This window comes from Bifidobacterium sp. ESL0704, from assembly GCF_029392075.1.
Taxonomy (GTDB): Bacteria; Actinomycetota; Actinomycetes; order Actinomycetales; family Bifidobacteriaceae; genus Bifidobacterium.
Genome location: NZ_CP113929.1, coordinates 534092 through 557158, shown reverse-complemented (window position 1 = coordinate 557158; position 23067 = coordinate 534092). Strand labels below are relative to the sequence as shown.

Genomic DNA, 23067 nt, shown 5'->3' with positions numbered 1-23067 from the left:
CGCTTCCTTTACACCGGCAACACACCGCCCTTCTGCCGGTTTAGAGGCATCAGAACCACCAACCTGCCCCTAAGCCAACACCAGCGCCACATTTTTCAAGGGAAAAAGGCAGAACCCAACCAAACCGCCTCTAACCCAACAGCGGAGCGGTTTACTGCGATGAGGAACGGGCAACAACACGACAACAGCGCCTACGCAGTTTAAGGGCAGCAAACCGGCTCCACCCGACAGGAGAGGCAGTCCGCCCATTCAAGACATGGGCCATTGGCACAAAGCCCCGCTGCATCCGTTCAGGTCAAATGCCAACTGAGGCGATGCAGCGGAGTCGGGCCATATTCGGCGATGGCAGCACGGTGAGCCTCGGTCCCATATCCCTTGTTGTGCTGCCATTGGTAGGGCGCATAATTCGGATTGCCCTGCGCCAAGGCGACCATAAGCCGGTCTCGTGTCACCTTGGCGATGACGGAAGCGGCGGAAACAAGCGCGCAGCTTTGGTCGGCCTTCACCTTGGTGCTCACCTTCGGCAACACCGGAACGACCGGAGCGTCAAACGTCCCCGCGGCCTTCGAAATATAATCATTCGGACCATCCAGAATGGCGCCGACACGAAGCGGGACACCAGACGGGGAAACCATGGAAGACCGATCGGAATCATCGGGGAAAATGCCATTGCACGGCACGGCGTCAGGGGCATCGGATAATCCACCAAGGTTTTCAATGCCGGAGGTTCCAACGATTTTCAGCTTCCGTTCCACCATGCCCACCGCGCGCAGGGCCGCGATGCCCAAAGCGTAGGTTATCCCCCACTCGTCGATTTCCTTATTGCTGGCCTGCCCAACCGCACTGGCCGCGCACCACGAACGCAGGTCTTCGAACATCGCCTCGCGCTTGTGCTCGCTCAGCAGTTTGGAATCGGCGACGCCGTCAGGCACGTCAAGACCGCCTTTTACTAAATCGCGGGCCCATACCGCCGCCGCGCCGACCATCACCGGTCCGGCGAGCGCGCCTCGCCCCACTTCGTCGAAACCGACGATCAGGTCGAAACCGCGGCCGGCCAGTTCACGCTCCATATCCAGAGTCGGGGCAGCAACGTGTTGTGCGGCACCGCGACGTTTACGGGCCATTGCGTCCTTGGAATCCGAAGTCTCTTTGACGTCCATGTTCTTGCCTTTCAGCAATGTGCCATTACCAGCGACGAGGGTGCTTAGGATCAGCTCGTCTTTGACTGCCAATGCGTAATACTATATTGCAAGTAGGCTGATCCTGCCTCACCCGTTTATCGTCTGGCGCTTTCTACGCCGCCGACCGACCAAACCCATCGATAACCACGACGTTGCCGCACCGCCCCGGCAGTCATGCCTTGCAACTAGTACGATGCCGACCAATGTCCCGCTACGATTTCGGCACACCCGGGACGGCGGCGAACACCTCACGATGCGACTTGATCACCTGGAAATGGCTGAATGGCCAGAAGGTCAGCATCGCCACCCCGCTGATATTGGCTATCGGCACCAGCCCGCCATTGCCATCGTCGGCATGGTAGCGCGAATCCGAGGAATTGCCGCGGTTGTCACCCATCACGAAAACATTGCCGGCGCTCACTTTGGTTTTGAATGAGAAATTGCTGGGTTCAGTGCCGGGCTTGATATAAGCGACCTCATCGATCGCCACGCCGTTGACCGTAATCGGGGCGCCGTGGCCCTTGCATGCCACCACGTCGCCGGGCATACCGATCAGCCGTTTGATCAAGTCACTGGAGCCGTGATTGTCCGTGCCGGCGAGCCAATGCGCAGGATCCTTGAAAACGATGACGTCACCGCGCCTGAGCTTGTTCATCGGTCGTGCGAGACGATTGGTGACCAGCCGGTCGCCGACCTGAATGGTGTCTTCCATCGAGCCGGAGGGAATCTCGTAAACGCCGATGACGAATATCCGCAACAGCGCCAGAACCACCACGAACACGCCAAACGTCACCACGAAGCTCAGCAAATCGCTGAACGTATACCCGGCAGAATCCGGGTCGGCATGTTCCGGATTGCTGACAAGGTTGCGCGGCCTGGGCTCCGGGATTATGCCATAATCCGCGACCTCGATGATATGCGAATCCGCCTCACGCCGCTCATCGCTGCGCGTATCATCCTCTGCCATCCGCGCCTCCCGCTGTATGTATTTTACACCTATACTGCCTCAAACCGCAGCCTAGAGATAACCGAAAGCCATCATAGTATACCGTACAGAGATGTCATACGTGACAACACGAAGCACGATCGTCATAAAGCAAAAACGGCGGCCGGAACATAGTGTCCGACTGCCGTTTGCACATAGCCATTCAGGCCTGTATTCACGCCTTGGCGCTGTTGTCCTGACGCTCGGTGATACGAGCGGCCTTGCCACGCAGGGCACGCAGGTAATAGAGCTTGGCGCGACGAACGCGGCCGTGACGCAGCACCTTGATGGAATCGATCACCGGGGAGTGCAGCGGGAAGCGACGCTCCACGCCGCAGCCGAAGCTGACCTTGCGGACGATGAACGTCTCGCGCAGGCCGGCGCCCGAACGTGCGATCACGATGCCGGTGAACGCCTGAAGACGGGAGTTATTACCTTCCTGAATCTTGACGTTGACCTCGACGGTATCGCCGGGACGGAACTGCGGAATCGAGTCCGAGGGCTTCATGTGCTTGGCATCAAATGCCTCAATAGCGTTAACCATTGTTTCACCTGTCGCTGCCGCATATCAGCGTACATGTCAGGGGCGGCGCCGCACTTTCGTGCCAAGCGGCTGATGGAGCCGAACGCGCCCACTATCGTATTCCGCCGGAACCCGACGGAATGTTGCCGATTCGCCGCTGCAGACGCATCCGAACCGACGGATAGACCTGCAGGGCTGAACCCAAATGAAGAAGCGAACCCATGCGGCAGCCCGCCTCTTGGCATAACGTAGCATAATTCTACCGGCTCATTCGGACACACCCGCTCATATCCACGGTTGCGAAGACGATATCCGTCGCCGCGCTTGGCGAGATTCTCAACTGTTGAAGCGGCACGCGAGCCAGTTGCTGGAGGATTTGCGACGCTATAAGGTCGTTAAGCGTCACAAATCCTCCAGTAGCGCAAGATATCGGAGCAAACACGACACAAACCGGCCTCTTCACGTCACAAAACCTCCAGTAGCGCAAGACACCGGAGCAAACACGACACAAACCGGCCTTCTCACGTCACAAAACCTCCAACAACACAAGACACCGGAGCAAACACGACACAAACCGGCCTCTTCACGTCACAAAACCTCCAGCAGACATCGCGCGATTCGCAACGACCGACCCGATACATGCGACAAACGCCCTTTGAAGAGGCGACAATTATGCACGAGTCTCCTGCGATTGGCTACGCACCGAAAGGATAAGCGTCCGTTCCGGATTCCCTTGTATCGGCGTCGACCCCAGCATTTTCAGCTTCATCTTGAGCTCCGCTTGCTCGACTCGCGTCGGATCCGTTGCCATAGTCGTAACCGTAATAGTTGTATATCTCCGCCACATCCATCGGGTAAAGGTAGACGCCCAGCTGCCGCACCGTCCGGTCGCTCAGGCCCAGAGCCGTGGCATAAATGAGATATTGCCCCCAGACCGGCAGATCCGATATGCCGCGCCCGGAGAAATCGCTGTAATCGCGCAGGTAGCGCTTGAGTCCGACCAGTTGCGCAGCTATGCGTTTGCCCTGTTCGTTCAATCGGTATGGCTGCATCAATGACATCGTCATAACAGCCAGAAATATCCCAACAGCACCCAGCACAATCGCGGTGGCGCCGCAACCCATGTCCCACAGCTGGCCTAGGGGATGGAGCCCGCCGAGAAACGCGATTGAGGCCGCGGCCAGCCACAAATACATCGACGGCATATCGTAGCTCGTGAGATGCAAAGACCTGAACTCGTGGCGCACGGCGATGAAGAACCGGCTCTGGCTGCGAGCGCCACCTTGCCAAACGTTCTCGGAGCCGCGGCGGTTCCGGTCGTTGTCAAGTTCTCCCGCACCGTCGCGTTCGCCCGAGCAGGCGGAACGAAGTTCATTGAGATCGAAGGTCCGATTGCCTTTCCATTGCGCGAAATCCACAAGGAAACGCAACAGCTCGCGTGTCGGACCGGAAAGTTTCTGAACCGATTCAGGGTCGTTGAACGCCGCGGGTGATACCACCACGGTGCTCACCAGACTTTGCGGCTGCGCGACATCACCGGTCCACAACTGGCCATAGATATTCGAACGCAGCTTGGAGCCCAGCGAGGTCTTCCACAGCAGACGGCTGAACCAGCCGCCGGACCCGGGAAGATGATGCGAGAGAAGACGTGCCCGTTTGCGGGCATGCCGGCCTCGACGTGAACCGGCCGCGTCGCTTTGCGCCAGCGCTTGCGCAGGCGATTGCACTTGCGCTTGCGCGTTCAAAGTGTCCGCCCACTGCTGCTCGCCGATCTGCCTTGCGCGGCTTTGCAGCGCGGTGTCGTCGGTTTTATCCAGATCGAATCGGTCATAATCGCTCGCCTCGCCCGGGTAGACGGCAATCGCCCCGAGCCGTTGCAGATCCAGCATCGTGGCGGCAACGGCGGCCGAGCCGACATTCAAGATCCGCGAGAACGTCGCCGCAGGAGGATCGACAAGATCGCCGAACAAGGCCGCGCAGCCGGGACTCATCGCCGGGATGTCACGGCAATACGCGACATCGGCGTTGAATTTCGAATGGACATTGCCGATGATAATCACGTAGACGGAGACCACGACGTAGCCGATAAGCAGCAGGACGAACACCTTGCAATCGTGTTGATATTCCTCAGGCCTGAATGTGCTTTCCTCGCCGCCGATCGTGGTGCCGAACCAGTAAAAGGCGTACATGCAAAGGGCGGATATCACACTGAACACCAAGGCCGTCGGAATGGACCGCAGCACACGGCCAAGGCTCAATCGTTCGTTCATTCGTCGCTCTCTTTCACGTTCCTCGCCCGGCGCTATCGACGCTTTCGGCACCATTGGCCGTTGCCGTTTCGACACCATTGCGCGACATCAGCCATCACCCAACCATCAAATGGCCCAACCATGGTCCGACCATTGGCAGCGCGCGCCACGCGTCGATCCTCGATCATGATATAACCTGCAACGCGTCAAAAACATCATTATGCAAACTTTTCCGCTTTTCACCGCATACCTGATTACACACACCGTCAACGCATCGTTCTCGCCAAGCGATCATCAAGCTTGATTGGGGTTCGTCGCCTTTTCGATGCTAATCAACCTGCCAGCGTCACCAATGCAACCGTTCATTCATCGCCATTCATTGCGAACACGACGCAAAACCGGCAACCAGCATCACCAATGCAATATTTCGTCACATGCGCAACGCTGAGTATCAGATCGACTACACCACAAGTGAACAATCAAGACGGCCAAGTTGACAAATGTGACGGATACCCTTATTTTGGTGGCGGTAATTGTTCCTGCGCCCTGCGCACCGAATCGAAGGAGGTGGGGATCATGACAAGCGATCTGCCTAATAGTATCAACGATCTGCATCATTTGTGCGGCCAAAGCACAACCCCATCTCGATACGACGGCCTGCGCCAGATGTAGGCTCCTCCGGTTTGTCCATCACGCTACGAGCGTAAGACAGCGAAACGATTCCTCCGGCACGCACACGATTCCGTCTTCGAGATTCCTTTCAAGTTCATTCAACGTATCTGTTACGCCGAAAATTTCACGGATATACCGGCAAATAGCCCCATCAAGGGTTTACGATTCGCAGCCCGTAGCCTGCACCTGGCGACGCCAGGATTGAAGACCGGCATTGCAGGAATCGTATATTCCCGACGCCTGGTTTGTTGGGGTTGCCAGGCATCGCCAACCGTATGTTCCGTGCTGCTTCGACGCCACGATACGCCGTTCATGAGGAATCATCATGACCAATTTCTCCTTCAATTTCAACCGAGCCACGCCGGCCATTCCCGAAACCGGCCGGAGCACGACATTTACCAAGCGTGTGGTCTCGGACTGCGTGGTGGCCGCCGGCATCCTCGCCCTCTTCGGGCTGATCGCGTGGATCCTGCCCGCCATCAACGCACCGGTGGGGCCGAAAGGCATCCCCTCCACCGTCTCGACCGACCCGCGCAACCTACCGTATTATGCGCTGCGTTCCGTCTTCCGCATGGCCATCGCCCTGTTCTTCTCGCTGGTGTTCACCTTCGTCTACGGCCTGGCCGCGGCCCGCTCACGTCGACTCGGCAAGGTGCTCATTCCTCTGCTCGACATTTTGCAGTCCGTGCCGATTCTGGGCTTCCTTTCGGCTACGGTGACCATCTGGCTCGCCCTCTTCCCCGGCTCGATGATGGGCGTGGAAGCCGCATCGATTTTCGCCATCTTCACCTCGCAGGCCTGGAACATGACCTTCTCGTTCTATCGGTCGCTCAAAAGCGAGCCCAAGGAACTCGACGAGGCGGCGCGCAACCTGCGACTGACCCGCTGGCAGCGCTTCTGGGTGCTCGACGTGCCCAATTCCATGATTCCGTTGCTCTGGAACATGATGATGAGCGTCGGCGGCGGCTGGTTCTTCCTCACTGCCTCGGAAATGATCTCGGTCAACAACCGGACTTACGCACTTCCTGGCATCGGCAGCTACGTCGAGGCTGCGGCCGCCGAGGAGAATCCCGGAAAGATCGGCTGGGCGATTCTCACCATGGTCATCGTCGTGCTGCTGATCGATGTGCTCGTCTGGAAGCCGCTCACCGCCTGGGCCGAAAAGTTCCGCATCACGCAAAGCGAGTCGAGCGAACCCAAGCGCAGCGCCATTCTGACGCTGATCCGTCAGTCGCATATCGACGACTTCATCGCCCGCATCTTCCGTCCCGTTGGCGAATTGCTCAGCTGGGTCACCCGCCCACTCGGCCGCACCGGTTCGAAGTGGGGTGCCAAGCCTGGCCGACGCCGAGCTGGTGATATCGTCTTCGACCTCATCGTAGGCGTGCTGGTCATCGCCGGAGTCGCGGAGCTGATGGTCGCCATCGCCAAGACCACCGGCCTGGGTGAACTCGGACGAGCTTTCGGGCTCGGCGGCTTCACCTTCCTGCGCGTGGCGCTGTTGACCGTGGTCTGCTCGGTGATCTGGGTGCCGCTCGGGGCCATCATCGGCATGAACCCGAAGATCTCGCGGTTGGTACAGCCTCTGGTACAAGTGCTGGCGAGCTTCCCCGCCAACTTCATCTTCCCATTTGTGGTCATGGTGTTCGTGGCCTGCGGCGTCGATATCAACTGGGGGTCAATCCTCTTGATGGCACTGGGCACGCAATGGTACATTCTCTTCAACGTTATCGCCGGTGCGTCAGCCATTCCCGACGACCTCATCGAGATGAGCAGGAACTTCGGCATCACCGGATGGATGAAATGGAAGACGCTCATCCTGCCGGCGGTTTTCGGCTCATGGGTCACCGGCGGCATCACCGCGGCCGGCGGCGCATGGAACGCCTCAATCGTCTCGGAAATCGTCAGCTACGGACGCCACACGCTTGTCGCCCGCGGCCTCGGTTCCTATATCGCCGAGGCCACCGCGCACGCCGAGGGTATGAAAACACTGATCGGCGTGGCCGTCATGGCCATTTTCGTCGTCGCCGTCAACCGGCTGTTCTGGAACCCGCTGCAACGCCTCGCCGACCGTCGTTTTGTGGTCGGATGAGCTAGTCCGATACCGCTATTCCATCCTTCAAAGAAGCAACCTACGTCCCTTCATCATGGGTTTGTAGCCAATCCAATCGCCGAAGCTACAAAACCAGAATAAGCAAGCTCTTCATCATGGGTTTGTAGCCAACAAGCCACCAAAAGCTACAAAACCATGACGAGCATCCAATCGATATCAACATACTTCAATAACTGATCAAAGGAAGTCACGATGAACTTCAACAAACTCTATAAGACCGTCGCCAGCGGCACGCAAACCGGCACCGCCACCCGCGGACGCCACAATCCGCAATACGCCGACCTCGACGCCAACGGCACCCACACCGTCATCGAGGCCAGCCATATCAACCAAAGCTTCACCTCCGAAAAAGGAGGCGAGACCACCGTCCTCGACGACATCTCCTTCAACCTGCACGAAGGCGAAATCGTCGCCATCCTCGGACGCAGCGGCGCCGGCAAATCGACCTTCCTGCGCATTCTGGCCGGACTCATCCGGCCGACCAGCGGGCAGGTCTCCTACCGTGGCAAGGCGCTTGACGGGCCAAATCCCGGGGTCGCACTCGTCTTCCAGACCTTCGCGCTCATGCCGTGGCTGACAGTGCAGGCCAACGTCGAACTCGGACTCGAGGCGCGCGGGGTGCCGCGCGAAGAACGCCATAAGCGTGCGCTGGCCGCCATCGACGCCATCGGCCTTGACGGCTTCGAATCTGCTTATCCGAAGGAACTTTCGGGCGGCATGAAACAGCGCATCGGCATCGCCCGTGCGCTCGTACTGCGTCCGGATGCCCTCTTCATGGACGAACCGTTCAGTGCGCTGGACGTGCTCACCGCCGAAAACCTGCGTCAGGAAGTGCTGAAGCTTTGGAACAACAACCAAAGCGGCATCAAGTCCATTTTGATTGTCACGCACAACATCGAGGAGGCGGTGCAGATGGCCGACCGTGTGGTGGTGCTGGGTTCGCATCCGGGCCACCTGATCGCGCAGGTCCCGGTCGATCTGCCGCGTCCGCGCGACAAGCACACCCCCGAGTTCGAGGCGATGGTCGACAAACTCTACACCATCCTGACCGGCCAGGAATCGCAAAGCAGCCACGGCAATATGTCGACTGCAAACGCCGAAAACGCTGAGGCGGGTACGGCGGTCAAATCTGGTACCACGGAGAAATCCTCGTCAGACGGCTACGGCTACGACACCACCGATTCCGGCCATGTCAAAGGTTCACAAGAAGCAAAACGTTCAGACAACCTCACACAAGGCGACGGCACCGCCCAAACCGGAGGTGCGAACGATACAGACGTCCAGACCAGCGCACTGGGCCGCCATAGCACCACGACAAAACGCGACGGCGACAACGCTACCAACGGTTATGACACCATCGCGCCGGCACCGGACGTAGACGGCTCACACGGACAGGCCAACAAGCACGACCACGCCGGAGGCCTATCGCAGCATGATACCGGCAGCGGCAACGGCGAGAACGGCAATGCCAATGCCAATGGCACCGACGACAGCGGGAGCATGAGCAGCGACAGCCGCACAGACCGTAACCGACACGACGATTCCAATGATGCCGACAACGCGCAAGCGAAAGCCAACGCAAAACTGACAGCTCACGAAAATGTCGTCAAGGCAAAAGAGGCCAACGCACGAACCGAGCTGCTGCCCAATGCCACCCCCGGCGGTCTTGCCGGCCTGCTCGACGTGGTCTCGAACTACGAGGGCGGCGTGGATTTGGCGGATCTCGCGGCCGACCTCTCCTTCGAGGTGGATGACCTCTTCCCGCTCATCGACGCTGGCACGATGCTCGGCCTGCTGACCGTCAGCCGCGGCCATTGCACTGTCACCCGCGACGGTGATCGTTGGTGCCATGCCGACGTACTCGAGGCCAAGAAGCTCTTCGCCCAGCTGATCATGGACCATGCGCCGCTGGTACGCACCATCGACCGGGCGCTCAGAAACCACCCCGACAAGGGCCTGCGCGGCGAGCTCATCCTCGACCTGTTGCGCAGCCAACACACCGACGAGGAAGCGCAACAGCAGTTCGATATCGCGGTGACCTGGGGGCGTTACGGCGAACTTTTCGACTACGATGCCGACGACGACCAGCTCACCCTCGACGACGCCAACAGGTAGGTCGAGCCGATTCATTGCGTTGAAAAGCAGACTTTTGACCCGCATTATCTGCTTTTCAACGCACTTTCCACCGTACATGCGTTGAAAAGCAGATTCTTGGCCCGCATTATCTGCTTTTCAACGCAACCCCAACTACACATGCGTCAGAAAGCAGACTTTCGCGACCATTTCGTGATTTTGCTCGAAACCCAGCCAAAGATGCGATGAAAATCAGCATTATCGGCACGTTTTGCTGATTTCGCTCGCATGTTCAGTTGAACTTGCGATGAAAATCAGCATTTCGGGCCCATTTCCGTGATTTTCATCGCATCGACAGCATCGCGCACACCGACGAGCCGGCGGCCAGCCACAATCCGCACATTTGAACGTGTTCCCGTCCGCACGTACCAGCCGTAATCCGCATCATTGCCAATCATTCATGAACGCATTGTCCGGCACACGGAACGCCAGCTGACGCAGAATCTTGTTGTCCACTCCCAACGCAGCGGTATAGATCAGGTACTGGCCCCACATCGAGAGATCCTCAACACCTCGCGCCGAAAAGTCACTGAAGTCGTTCATGTATTCCATGAATCCTACCAACCGGATCGCGGCAAACCGACCATTTGGGCTCAGCTCGACATAGCGCATCAGCGTCACCACCATGAACGCCAGAAACACCGCAGGCAATCCCAGCGCGAGCGCGACCTTCTGATGCCCCATATCCCAGATTTGCAGCAGAATACAGTAGCCGAGACCTACGAAACAGCCGATTGCCACCAGCACCCCCACGGCGACACGTGAGAACTGGGTCAGCTTCAACGCCATATATTCCTTATTGGCCGCATCCATGAAATCCGATTGGAGCTCCGGGCCTTCGTCCCACACCTGTTGGGCTTCATTGAACCGATTGATTGTCTCGGTCTCGGCTGAATCGGTATTATGCTGATCGTGCCGCGGACCACTGGCCACCGCCCGGTTCCAGCTTTGGGTGGAGTTGCGCAACTGGTTCAAGTCGAAAGTAGGCGAGCCTTGCCACGCGACGAACGCCTGCAGATAGTTGAGCAGCGCCCGTTCGGATACGCACAGCCGCTGGTCGGCAGCAGAAGCTTCGCCGTCGTTTTGCGAATCCTGCCCGCCCTGCGAGCCTTGCATACTCCGCGACGCCGGTGAGCTCTGTCCGTCCTTCGTATGTTGCGAACCTTGCGCCGCCGCCAAAAGCCGTACCGTGACCGTCCGGCCGTCTGCGGGCTTGGCGATGCCGCCGAAGATGACGGCCAGACGCGGATGCCGGCGAATATACCTGCCGAGAGCGGTGCGCCACAGCAGATGGCTGAGCCATATACCAACACGGCTCGTCGGCGCGATCCCGTGCGGGGACGGGCCGTGGTCGTTCCCGTCTTCACGGCTTTGCCGGTCTTCACTCTTCCGGCCCGCGTCGGCACAGGCCTGTATCCGCTCGACGTCGGCGGTCTGCAGATCGATGCCGTCGTACCACGAAGCCGCACCCTGGTAGAGCGCAACCACTTTCTTGTCGGCCAACGACAGCAGGGTGGAGAGCATTGCCCGCGTTTCACGGCTCGAAGCGACGACCATCGAGGAGCCTGGCGGCTGGACTTCGTCGATAAACCGCGCGGCGCAGGCCGGACTCATTGACGGGATGTCCTGGCAATAGGGAATGTCACCACGGACACTGGTCCGTCGGTTGGTGATAACAATCATGATGCCGCCAAAGACGAGGAACGCCAGCAATACCGCCACAAACGCAAATGCCTGTGAATGCCAATCGGAAACCGAATCCTGGTCTGCCTTCCCGGCATCGGCTTCGTCCTCATTATCGTCATCGGTCTCGGAAACGTCATTCCGATCCGTGTCTTCGGCACTGCCCTTGTCCCGGAATTTGCCTTTGGTCCCATCCCATACGGCGTCGTGCGCGACCTGCCCCATACCGGAAGCGTCGAATATGGCAGCGAATTCCGTCGACGAAGCCGCGGAGACGTCATACGCATCAAAATCGAACTGTCGCGCACCGCGGCGTTTCACCGATTTCCGCCCGGGAAAGCCCACAAAGCCTTTCGGCGTGCCCTTGGTACCTTTGGGAAGCGTCAGCCGCATGTGCATGTGCCTAGCCGGGCCGGTATCCGTGTTGCCATACGTGTCGTAGCGGAAGTACGCATGGTTACCGCAACGGGTGACGACATCCTTCAGCGTCATGGAAACGTCGTATTTGACGCTTTCGGCCGATTTCACCGGTGGGATCGCCCAAGTCAAGGTGACCATATCCATCTTCCGCGCGTTCTTTGCATCCGTTGCCGTCAACGGGGCAGCGCCGGAACTCGTGGCGGGGGCATAATCCTTGACGTCTTTGCCCACCATGGTATCCGCCGTCCACATACCGGGCTGGAACCTGATTGTGCCGGAGGACCCATAGTATTGCCAATCCTGCGGCACGTGGCGATAGACCTGTCCGGTTGCGGCATCGCGGACGCTCACGTCGGTCACCGCGCCCAGTTGAGCCCCGGGGAACCGATAGAACATCGGCTCGTCAGTCAGATCGATCCGCGTGAGGAGATCATCCCACTCAAGTTCCCGATTATTGGCCCACTGCCCGGCGAGCTTCACATCGAAATGCTCATTCAAGCGCACGTCGCCATTGGGTTGCACCGCCATGTCATAATCCACGGAATTATAGGAAATCCTGGGCTTGGCGTCGAAATCGTACGATTGGTCGATCACCATTGCGCTGTTGCCGAACGAGCTGTCGGGACGGGCAGCGCAGCCGGGGTTCTTCTCCACCCATGTGGTCTTGTGGAAGGACTCCTCCGCCTTACTTTCAGCGTCGGCCACGCTGTCGGAATACGGAATGATCATGCACAGCGCGACCACCAGCGTGCAAACCAGGCAGAAGGGAATCTGCCGAATAATGCGTCTGAGATTGAGACTATGACCCACAGCCATCACCTTCCACCGAAGCTGCCGCCGCCCGAGCCACCTCCGGAACCACCGAAGCTACCACCGCCTCCACCACCGAAGCCGCCCCCTCCGCTGAAACTACTCATACTGGCAAAGCCAGAACTTAACTGGCCGCCAAGGTCGGCAAAATTGCCGAGGTCGAAGTTTGCAGACGAATAGCCCTGCACGTCGTGGCTCGCAGAGTAGAGCGGCCAGTAAAGCAGACTGCCTGAAGCGTTGGTATCAAGCCAATTGTCATCGGTCATCTGTGGCCAGACTTTGGTCATGCCCTTGGCCAGTTTGTCGCTGATGCCAAAAGCAGTGGCGTAGATAAGGTATTGATCCCAAAGCGCCAGGTCCTGTGGCTCGCTCTCCTTGAAATCACCGAAATCAAGGAGATATTTACGCAACCCCAACAACTGGCCGGCGAGCAGATTGCCTTTCTTGCTGAGCATGACTTTCTGCAACAGTGATATTTCGACAATCAACATGAACACCACGGGCAGGAAGATCTTGAGCATCCTGGCAATATCGCCGTGCAGATACAGCGCTTCTGCTCCAAACAGTTTGGCCGCAGTAAGAGGATTGCTCATAAACATCATGTAGAGGTAGCCAAAGCCAAGCACACCGGCCACCAGCAGGATGCCCTCAAATACCGTATACACCGTCGATGCCTTGGTCAGCTTCATGGCATGGTATTCGGCCTCCACCTTGAGCACGAAGTTCGACTCGCGGCTGGCGCCTTCCGACCAATTCGAGAGCCTGTCGTGGACATCCTTGAAATCGAAGACGTCGGAACCGAGCCGTTCACCCATCGCCTGCAAGAGCTCCATCAGCGCAATCTCCGGCCCGGTGAGCGTGCTCACAATCGGATCTTCTGGAAGTTGAGCACCTTTGGTGGCTTTCGGAACCTTTGTCAACAACACGATGGTAGTCGTCTTGCGTCCGCCAAAACCAGTGGTCTTTGCGACGGTGTCGACCAAACCGCCCTTTTCCTTGCCGATTCTTTCATACAACGGTTCTTTGACACTCGGGGCATTGCTGTGCCGGCCGTAAGGCTTGGCGGCCGCGCCAGACGATTGCCCGTCGAATTCACCGGCTGCGCCACGTTTCATGCAATCGCCGATTTCTTTGTCAGTGACGTGTGCCCAGTCGATTCCGGCGTACCACTGGGATTCGCCTGGATAGATGCCGACGGCCTTTTTGCTTTGCAACGAGAGCATGGCGGCGGCAAGCTGACGCGAGTCGAGCTTCGAATCACCTTGAGCCCCTTGCATCTCGTCAAGGAATTGAGCAGCCGCGCTCGCGCTGATTTTCGGAATATCACGATAATACTCGACTGGCCCGCGGTAGCTACCCTTGCGGTTGGTATACGCCACGAACACCGCGCCGATAGCCATCGCGACGAGTTCCAAGATGACGAACGGCAGATAGATATTCCAATGCCGACGGGCGGGCCGTTGAAGGTTGGGGTTCGAAGACTTTTGCTCGTCACGCTCCTGATCGATCACCTTTTGCTTGTGTTTGCCTGCGATACGGTGCCGCACCTGGCCCATGACCGAAGACGGGAACATCGTCACCAAATCGACATGTCTGCCCGGCACAACCTCAAAGGCATGCGCCGAAAGAGTGCCGTCGGGATTCGGATATACCGAACCTCTACCAACGTAATGCATCCATTCATTGGTGTCGTTTTGCTTGACTCCATCGGGAAAGGCGAGAGTGGCGTTGAAATCGTATACCGGCGTTCCGTTGGTATCGCCCATAGGTTCCCACTTAAGATAAGCCACGTCGTCGTAGACCTGCACCGCGTCCTTGAACGTCATATCAACATCGAATTTCAGCGAACTTGCGTAATCGGTAGATGGTATATTCCAGCCAATTTCGATGGTATCGTCGCCGCCTGCCTGCACGTTCGTTGCCGCACCAGGCTGAGCACCCGTCGTTGCGGCCGAAGACCCAGCCGCGCCAGACGATTGATCATACTGGTCAGCCTTCATTGTGGCCGGAAGGTAAGGCGTGTGCCCGGTGCCGTTCTTGCCGCCCACGTCTTCGGCGTACCACTGATTGGCATAGTTCGTATCCCAATTGGGATCGGTGATGTCGCCGCTGGTGCCGTGCGCATACTCCTGCCCGTTACTTGTGTTTTTCACGGACACGTCGACGATGTCGCTTAAAGGACCCTTCGCCTTATCGGTGCGGTTGAGCGTATAACGTTGGTAGAGCTGACGCCACGGCTTGGCCTTACCATCCTTGTCTTCACGTGTCTGAAGCTCCATATCGATGTGCTCAGTAAGGTGCAAGTCTCCGTTTGGCAGCACCTTCACGTCGTCTTCGAGCGAGTTATAGACCAGGTCGGCATTCATTTTTTTCAAATCTGACTCGTAAGGATTATAGGGCCGAACGCGCGAACCGCATGCCACCACTCCGAGGCCGATCATCGCCGTCAATATCAATGCTGCAAGCAATACTTTGGCAATTCGCTTGAGATTCAGGCTTTTCCCGCTCATATGTCTTGGCTCTTTTCTCTCAATTCGATTCCTTCAATATTGCTTCCTACCGCCCACCGAAGCTGCCGCCGCCGGCACCGCCACCGGAACCGCCGAAGCCGCCACCGCCGCCGAGCGACGCGCCCAGGCTGCTGAAACCGGAGCTCAGCTGCGCGCCGAGATCGGCGAAACCGCCGCTGAAACCAAGGCCCGAAGCGGCGGAGGGCGAGACGCCGGTCCATGCCGAACCGCAATACGTCCAGTAGAGCAGCGAGCCCTGTGCGTTCTCGTCGAGCCAGGCCGCATCGGCGAGCGCCGGCTGCGCCTCGGCCATCTTGCGCACCAGTTCTCCGCTGATGCCCAGCGCGGTGGCGTAGATCAGATATTGATCCCAGAGCGCCAAGTCCTGCGGGCCGCGAGAGGAGAAGTCGCTGAAATCCTCCATGTATTGGCGCAGCCCAAGCACCCGTCCCGCCGCCTTGTGCCCGTCAGCACTCAACGTTTCATTGGGCATCAGCGACAGGAACAGGATGGCGATGAACGTTGCCGCCGACGCAGCAATGAGCGCCAAGTCGGGCAGGCCCACCCGGTAGAGATGCCAAAGGTAAAGGCCCGCAATCAGCGCGGCCACCACGAGCAGCGCGCAAACCTTGAATATCGTCTCGCCCTGCGAATGTGCAAGCGTGAAGTGCTTGAATTCCTCGTCCGCCTCGGTTCTGAATGCCTGGTAGAGATCGCCACCTGCAGTCCACTTACGACTCTTTTTGCGCAGTTGCTTCAGATCGAAGACGTGCGAATCGATATGATCGGCGAAGGATTTGAGCAGCTTGAGCAGCGCTTGTTCAGAAAAAGTCAGATCCAGTTTGTCGTGACGCTGGGAATCAGGCAAGGTATCGTCGTTAATCTGATAGGACAGCGGCAAAATCACGATGGTGTTGGTCTTGGCACCGAGCGACGAAGCGTTGTCCCGCACCCGCTCGGCGACCTGGGCGGAGTCGGCTTGTGCAAGGTCGAGCCCTTCGTACCACTCGGCCTTGCCCGGGTAGATGGCGATGAGTTTCTTGCGCGTCAGGGAAAGCATTGCGGCCGCCATCTGACGGGAAGCCAGTCGCCGGACGTACTTCGTACCGACGACGCGGCTGCCGAACATGGAAGACGGCGAACCCTCCAGAATATCCATCAGATGGGCGGCGGCCACCGGCGTGACTTCCGGAATGTCACGGTAATAATCCACCTCACCCCGGTAGGATGTCTTGGGTGCGATGCGAATGAATTTACCTATAAGATAGCCCAGCGCAATCAGCGCCACCACAACGGAGACCACCAGCCAGATAAGATTGGCGGCACTGACCACCGCCGCCTTCAATCGTTCGGTCTTCTCGTGGCTTACGACCACCTGCGCATGATCGCCGGATTGCGTGTGCCGCACCTTGCCCATCGACGAAGCTGGCGATATCGACACCAGATCGACGTGCCGGCGGGCCCCGACGTGCCGAGCGTTGAACTCGATGGTGCGACCGTGAGCCGATATATCGCCGTTGCCTGCAAAATGCAGCCACTGCTGAGGCAGGTTTACCGACGATATGTCCACCTTGCCGGACTTGGAATCGTCGGACTTGGCCCGGCCCTTGGGCAGCGTGACCCGCGCATGCAGGTTGTCAATCGGCACGCTGTTGTCGTCACCCACCGGCTCCCACTTGACGTAGGCCACATCGTCGTAGCGCGTCACCACATCCTTGAACGTCATGGCGATGTCGAATTTCATGCTTTTGGCGGTATAAGTCGCCGGGATGTTCCAGCCGATCTCGATGGTGTCGCCTGACTCGCCGGTAGCGCAGGTCCCATCGTCGTCGCGCGTATCGGCAGCGGCATGGACCAGCGGCTGACGTGACCGTATCCCGTAATCCGTCGGCTGAATGTATCTCGCGGGATTGTTGAGATTACCGGTTTGGCCAGAACCTCCCGAACCGTCTATACCTTGCCCAGAAATACTCGAATCATTGGAATTCGGCTTGGAAATGCCCGCGCCTCCATAGGAACCATCGAACATGCCATTGTCAATCGGACGGTCGCCATCCGTTTTCTTGCTAGGCTCGGCGGCCCCGGCGGGCTTGTAGCGCACGGAGGAGCCGCACGAGACGTTGACCGCGTACCAAGTCTGGGCGAATTCGCTGTCCCACCCGTCATCAGGCATGTATTTGAGATCGGAGTCGTCGGCCAAATCGCCGGTCCCATATTCCTCGCCGGTTCTGGCGTCCTTCACCGACACATCGGTGATGGCGCTCAATTGCTTGGAATCGAGTTTGTAACGCTGGAAGAGCTGATGCCACGGGGCCTTGTCACCGTCACTGTCACGCCGTTTGCCTAATTTCACATCCACGTGCTCGACCACACGCAGATCGCCATTGGGGCGCACCGTCATGTCGTAATCGAGCGACCGGTAGCTCATGGTACCGTCGCCGGAAGGCGCCAGTATCAAAGCCACCAAAGCCGTGACCACCGCCGCGAGAATCAACGACGAGACGATGGCCCGCAGCCTCACCGACCAGTCTTTGTCCCCCTTCATAGCCTCTTCTTCCGTCTGCGTTTCAAGATATCAAGCCGTCTCAGCGGCCTCCGAAGCTGCCGCCGCCCGAGCCGCCGCCGGAACCACCGAAGCTGCCGCCACCGCCGAAACCACCGCCGGAGCCGCCATCGGAACCGCTGAAAGAATCGGCGAACGTCGACTGGAGGGTGTCGAAGCCGGAGGCAATCTGCGAGCCGAAATCACCCAAACCGTCTACCCCATCGAAGCCGGAAAGCGACTGACCGGTGTCGGCACCTATGCCACTGCCCATACCGCCGATCGACGGATAGTACGACCAGTAGAGCAACGAATCGCCGGCATTCCCGTCCAGCCAAGACGAGTCGGTGAGATTCGGGAACACCTGCGCCATTCGCTTGGTGACTTTTCCGCTGATCCCGAAAGCCGTGGCGTAGACGAGGTATTGGTCCCAAAGCGCCAGGTCGGGCACGTCGCGCTCGGAAAAGTCGCTGAAATCCTCCATATACCGGCGCAGGCCAAGCAATTGCGTGCCTGTCTGCCTGCCCGCCGGCGTCAGAGCCTTGAACGCCAAAAGCCTGAAGAGGAAAACGAACACGAAAATCACCGGCACGCCGAGGATAAGCGACAGCCCCCACTGACCATGGAACTGATCGCAGACGGCCCCGTAATCGTCCGTTCCAGAACCCAATTCGCTGAAAGCGAGGCCGTCGATGATCATGGATTCCAGAGCCCCGACGACGACCAGCACCGCAGCTGCGATATAGGAGAACACGAAACGCTTGGAATACTCACCCTTCGCGTATTCGGTGTCGACGCTGGTGTAGAACCTTTCCTGCGCCTTCGCACCCTTTTCCCAATCGCCAAGCCGATCGTTGACCTGACTCAAGTCGAAGGTCGGGGAACCAAGCTTGGCGGAAATGTCCATGAGCATGGTCAACAGGCTTTTCTCCGACTTTGCCAGTTTCCGCCCCTTGCTGGCAGCTCTGGACGATTTCGGCAGTATCGCGATGGTGACGGTATCCGCTTTTTCGCCCTTGCCCAGCGCTCTGTCAAGGCAGGTGCCGGCTTGTTTGCTGACGTCGGCGGCCGAAGCGTCGAGGTCAAGCCCCGAGTACCAGCCTGCCTTCCCCGGGTACACCGCAATACATTTCTTACTTGCCAGTTCCAGCAGCGTGGACGCCGTCTGCCGCGATGCCAGGCTGGCGTCACCGACGTCATCAGGCATAAGGTCATCCATCAGATCGGCCGCGGCGCCAGGCGTGATACGTGGGATGTCACGCACATAATCCACGTCTCCGCGAATCCAAGCCTTCCTGTTGCTGGCGATGACCGCGGCGATGCCCACGGCGAGAGCGAGAATCACCGGAAGCGCGATGTACTTGATCAGCACAAAGCGAGTGTCGCCGCTGTTTTTGACGGAGTTCATCCGCTCATATTCCATCCACGAGACCACATCCTCCTTCGCGGCCCTGTGGACGCGGTAGCGGACCTGGCCCATGCCGTGATGGCCGAACATGGAAATCAGGTCGATATGGTTTTTGGCGGGAACATGCTCGGCATTCATCTCGATGCTGCGCTGCCCCGTCCGCCTGATGGTGCCGTTGCCGGGATAGTCCATCCACTGACGCATCGTGCCGGCTTTCGTGCCCTGCGGCAGAGAAACCAAGGCACGGAAACGCCCGATGGGGACGCCGTTGTCGTCGGCGACCGGCTCCCACTTCATATAGGCCACGTCGTTGTAGACCTTGACGACGTCCTTGAAGGTCATCGTCACGTCGAATTTCATGCTTTCGGCCGAGGTGGTGGTCGGAATGTTCCAGCCGATTTCGATGACGTCGTGCGCCGCACCCATTTCCGAAGGTTTTGTGCCGGGATACCAGTCGTGCGAGGAATATTCGGTATCGGAATCCGCGCCAGAATCCGCGGTGCCTGAATCCGTGGTATCTGAATCTACATCCGCGTTCTTGTCGCCGCCGGCCTGCGTCTGCTGCTGGCCCTGCGCCTGTCCTTGCAGGACCTGCTGCCTTTGCTGCCTCTTCGCCATGTCGTCCTGCTGCTTCTTGGCGTCGTATTTGGCCGAGCTCATGGCCGCGGGCCGGTAGTCCACGCCGGTCTTGTCGTCATCCACATTCGCATCAGGCCCCAGATTGCGCGCATACCAAGTCCCGGCATGCGTCGTGTCCCAGCGTGAGCTGTGCAGCGCATTGGGGGAATCCTCGTCACCATGGCGATAGGTCTGGCCCGTGGTCATGTTTTTGACCGAAACGTCGGTGATGGCGCTGAGCGTGTCCTCATCGTCTTCGATCTCATCCGCCGCTTTTCCCGGGGCGTCGGCCAATCGGTAACGCTGGAACAGTTCACGCCACGGTTTGGCACCGTTGTCATCCCCCTTGCGCTTGCCCAGCTTGACGTCGATATGCTGGGTGATCTGCAGATCGCCGTTCGGCATCACCACAGCATCGTCATCGAGCGAATTGTAGCTCATCTGATTGCCGCTGCCGCTGCCCTGCCAGGCGCAAAACCCGTAGAAGCCGACGACGACCACAACCGCCACCAAAGCCGTCAAAGCCGCTTTGCCCAGCCGTTTGAGGTTGTAAACCTTGCCCATCATCACGCACTTTCCTACGATTTTATATTACGTACCAAGCCACTGCATCATCGTCCCGATGCAATCGCCGTCACCATCTCGTTGCAACCGTAACGCCACCGACTCGTGGCAATCGTGCCGTCATCATCACTGCAATCTCGACATCGTCATCCCGCGGCAGTCACGATATCACCGTCACCGCAATCTCGACATTGCCGTCATTGCAATCGCGATACCGCCGCCGTCACGCTGCGCCGCGACTTTGCTTGCAAGCTCAGAACTTGACCTGCGGCACCGACTTGTCGGACTCGGCGACTTGGAAATACTGGGCCTGGCTGAAGTGGAACATGCCGGCGATCACGTTGGAGGGGAACGTCTGGACGGCCGTGTTGAGCTTCTGCACCACATCGTTGTAGAACTGGCGGGCGTAGGCGATCTTCTGTTCAAGGTCGCTGAGTTGGTCCTGCAACTGCAGGAAATTCTGGTTGGCCTTGAGGTCGGGGTACGCCTCGGCGGTGGCCTGCAAGGCCATCAATGCGTTGCTCAAAGCCGACTCGGCCTGGGCACGGTCGGCGGTGGTCGACCCATTGCTGCTGGCCGCCTTGACCGCTTCGGCGCGGGCCTCGGTCACCTTCTGGAAAACCTGCGATTCGTGGGTCGCATACCCCTTGACGGTCTCGACCAGATTCGGCACCAGATCGGTGCGCCGCTTGAGCTGCACGTCGATCTGTGAGAACCCGTTCTGCACCCGGTTGCGCAGCGCGACCAGATGATTATAGGCCACGATACCCCACACCAGAATGATGATGACGATGGCCAACACGACCAGCAATGCAATTATCCCTGCGCTCATGTCTTCTCCATTCTCTGACGAACATGTTCAAGCCGACGTCGCTTCATTCTCTACATTCGACTTCAACCGCACGCTTCTCTCAACCATGATACAAGGACCCGGACTCGTGAAACGGCAGGAAGGCTCAGCACCTTGCCAAACGCACTGATACAATGCTCAACGAGAGCAGATTACAGTCCTATCATCTTGAGGGCATGAAAGAGACGGCCAACATTGCATCGGTGGAAGAAGAAGTCAGCAGACACACAGATACCGGTATCGGATGAGAATCTATCCATCGACGAGACCTCATCCAAACTCGATTCGACTCACTCCAGCCAAATATCCATCGCCAACAACGACGAAGACGAAGCCGAAGACAACCGCGTCGAGCGCGAAAGCAAGCCGTGGTTGGACCAAAATGACAACAGACACGGCAAAATCAGCAATAACAAGATTGACGAAGACGCCGGAAACACGGACGAAAACAGCGATAGTGACGGCAACGAAGACAATCAGGAAGACGATAGCAGATATAACGTCGCCAACAGCAATGAAGACGATATCTCAGACGACGACAGCGATGACACGGACAATAACAACGATGAAGAAGACAGTGACGAAGACGAAGACGGAGAAGAAGATGAGGACGACGATGAAGACGACACGGATGACGACGACAGCGAAAGAAACAGCAATAAACCCAAGTCGAAAATCGCGAGCGCTTGCGCCTTCATCTTTGTCATAGCGATTATTGCCGCACCGTTCGTCCTTCCGCATTTCGGCAGCCATTCCACGTCTTCGTCTTCAAACGAAGAGGCATTCGAAGAGAGCGTGAGAAAATCCCATATCCTCAACAAGGCCAACGACACGTTCACCGCAGATATCCAGAAGCCGCACGACCAGCTCAGCCATGCGCTGTATATCATCACCCAAAGCAGCGGCATGAACGGTCCAGCCGACACCATCGAGCAGGACGATCTCGACGACCTCAAGGTCGCCACGGCTACGGTGGCCAATTCTGGAGACAAGTTCGCCAAAACGCAAGCCTATAGCGATTACGGCAATATCCGCAAGGCTTACCAGGCATATCAAGCCAAAAACAAGAAGTACGTCAAGGTTCTCAACAACTTCAGCGATTCGGTGGTCGGCTACACTGCCACCATCAAAACCTGCCAAGAGGACGCGCAAAAATACACAAATCTCAGCGATGACCCCGATTCCGTCAATACCATACAGACGATCATCACCAACTGCGAAGCCTCCGCGCAGGGCGTCACCCAGTCCAAAGACCTGTTCATCAAAGCCTACGCGAACGCGTGCCTCAAACGCATGGGCAAGGCGCAAAAGCAACTGGAAAGGGTCAAGTCTCTCGGCTCACGGGACGAGATCCTGAACGATCTCGACAAAGCACAGAAATACTGGGCCATAGAAGACAAAATCAGGACTTACCTCTACGAGACCAAAGAATACGGGGACAGCAACCCTGTCTACAAGGAATTGGATGACGCGAAGCCGAGCGAGGAAATGAAGAGTCTTTACACGCTGATATACACCATCAAATAGGTTGCGACGTACGTTTTGCATCGCTAGTCGGTAGCACACCCAGTAGGTTTCGATGAAAAGCACGTTTTCGGGGGCTTTTCGTGCTTTTGAACGCATCGACGCTAGCTACTGCGTTGAAAAGCAGATTATTGGCCCCATTTTTCTGCTTTTCAACGCGTCAAAGTTTGGCACCGCGTTCAAAAGCTGATTATTGGCCTCACTTTTCTGCTTTTCAACGCATCATACGCTCAGAAATGCAAAAGTGCTCAGTCACCCGAGTATGGTGACTGAGCACTTTGC

At 58.0% G+C, this 23067-nt stretch carries 14 protein-coding genes; 3 read left to right on the top strand and 11 right to left on the bottom strand.

The annotated features are described in order from the left end of the window. Positions 1 to 290: 290 nt before the first annotated feature. From OZX64_RS01890 to OZX64_RS01870, 5 genes are all read right to left on the bottom strand, one after another. The gene (locus tag OZX64_RS01890) at positions 291 to 1070 is read right to left on the bottom strand and encodes a ribonuclease HII (protein ID WP_277174929.1); all 780 of its coding nucleotides are present in this window, start codon (positions 1068 to 1070) and stop codon (positions 291 to 293) included. Positions 1071 to 1392: 322 nt separating this feature from the next. After that, entirely contained in the window at positions 1393 to 2148 is a 756-nt protein-coding gene (gene lepB, locus OZX64_RS01885) for a signal peptidase I (protein WP_277173432.1), read from the bottom strand. Positions 2149 to 2341: 193 nt separating this feature from the next. After that, on the bottom strand, positions 2342 to 2710 hold the full coding sequence (rplS, locus tag OZX64_RS01880; protein ID WP_277156323.1) for a 50S ribosomal protein L19: 369 nt from the start codon (positions 2708 to 2710) through the stop codon (positions 2342 to 2344). A 674-nt stretch (positions 2711 to 3384) separates the two neighbouring features. Beyond that, positions 3385 to 4959: a DUF2207 domain-containing protein gene (locus OZX64_RS01875; RefSeq protein ID WP_277173430.1), complete on the bottom strand. Its 1575-nt coding sequence runs from the start codon at positions 4957 to 4959 to the stop codon at positions 3385 to 3387. Positions 4960 to 5769: 810 nt separating this feature from the next. Next, entirely contained in the window at positions 5770 to 5937 is a 168-nt protein-coding gene (locus OZX64_RS01870; protein WP_277173428.1) for a hypothetical protein, read from the bottom strand. Between OZX64_RS01870 and OZX64_RS01865 the strand changes: the two genes are divergently transcribed. Both OZX64_RS01865 and OZX64_RS01860 read left to right on the top strand, forming a co-directional pair. Then, entirely contained in the window at positions 5936 to 7702 is a 1767-nt protein-coding gene (locus tag OZX64_RS01865; protein WP_277173426.1) for an ABC transporter permease subunit, read from the top strand. The genes OZX64_RS01870 and OZX64_RS01865 overlap by 2 nt on opposite strands. Positions 7703 to 7915: 213 nt before the next feature. Beyond that, entirely contained in the window at positions 7916 to 9838 is a 1923-nt protein-coding gene (locus OZX64_RS01860) for a nitrate/sulfonate/bicarbonate ABC transporter ATP-binding protein (protein ID WP_277173424.1), read from the top strand. A gap of 272 nt (positions 9839 to 10110) precedes the next feature. On the opposite strand, the gene OZX64_RS01855 is transcribed toward OZX64_RS01860, so the two are convergent. The 6 genes from OZX64_RS01855 to OZX64_RS01830 all read right to left on the bottom strand — a co-directional run bounded on the left by OZX64_RS01855 (position 10111) and on the right by OZX64_RS01830 (position 21243). Continuing rightward, positions 10111 to 10254, bottom strand: coding sequence for a hypothetical protein (locus tag OZX64_RS01855; RefSeq protein WP_277173422.1), 144 nt, complete (start codon positions 10252 to 10254; stop codon positions 10111 to 10113). After that, complete coding sequence (locus OZX64_RS01850) at positions 10241 to 12775, bottom strand: DUF2207 domain-containing protein (RefSeq protein ID WP_277173420.1); 2535 nt, start codon at positions 12773 to 12775, stop codon at positions 10241 to 10243. Before OZX64_RS01850 ends, OZX64_RS01855 begins: the two co-directional genes overlap by 14 nt. Further along, positions 12775 to 15279, bottom strand: a complete 2505-nt coding sequence (locus OZX64_RS01845; protein ID WP_277173418.1) for a DUF2207 domain-containing protein — start codon at positions 15277 to 15279, stop codon at positions 12775 to 12777. Before OZX64_RS01845 ends, OZX64_RS01850 begins: the two co-directional genes overlap by 1 nt. A 46-nt stretch (positions 15280 to 15325) precedes the next feature. Then, a complete protein-coding gene (locus tag OZX64_RS01840) occupies positions 15326 to 17824 on the bottom strand; it encodes a DUF2207 domain-containing protein (protein WP_277173416.1) in 2499 nt (832 codons plus the stop codon). Between the two features lie 40 nt (positions 17825 to 17864). Next, on the bottom strand, positions 17865 to 20414 hold the full coding sequence (locus OZX64_RS01835; RefSeq protein ID WP_277173414.1) for a DUF2207 domain-containing protein: 2550 nt from the start codon (positions 20412 to 20414) through the stop codon (positions 17865 to 17867). A gap of 250 nt (positions 20415 to 20664) precedes the next feature. Further along, complete coding sequence (locus OZX64_RS01830) at positions 20665 to 21243, bottom strand: LemA family protein (protein ID WP_277173412.1); 579 nt, start codon at positions 21241 to 21243, stop codon at positions 20665 to 20667. A 213-nt stretch (positions 21244 to 21456) separates the two neighbouring features. Here OZX64_RS01830 and OZX64_RS01825 point away from each other — a divergent pair, with 213 nt between their 5' ends. After that, a complete protein-coding gene (locus OZX64_RS01825) occupies positions 21457 to 22788 on the top strand; it encodes a hypothetical protein (protein WP_277173410.1) in 1332 nt (443 codons plus the stop codon). The last annotated feature ends 279 nt before the right edge of the window (positions 22789 to 23067 follow it).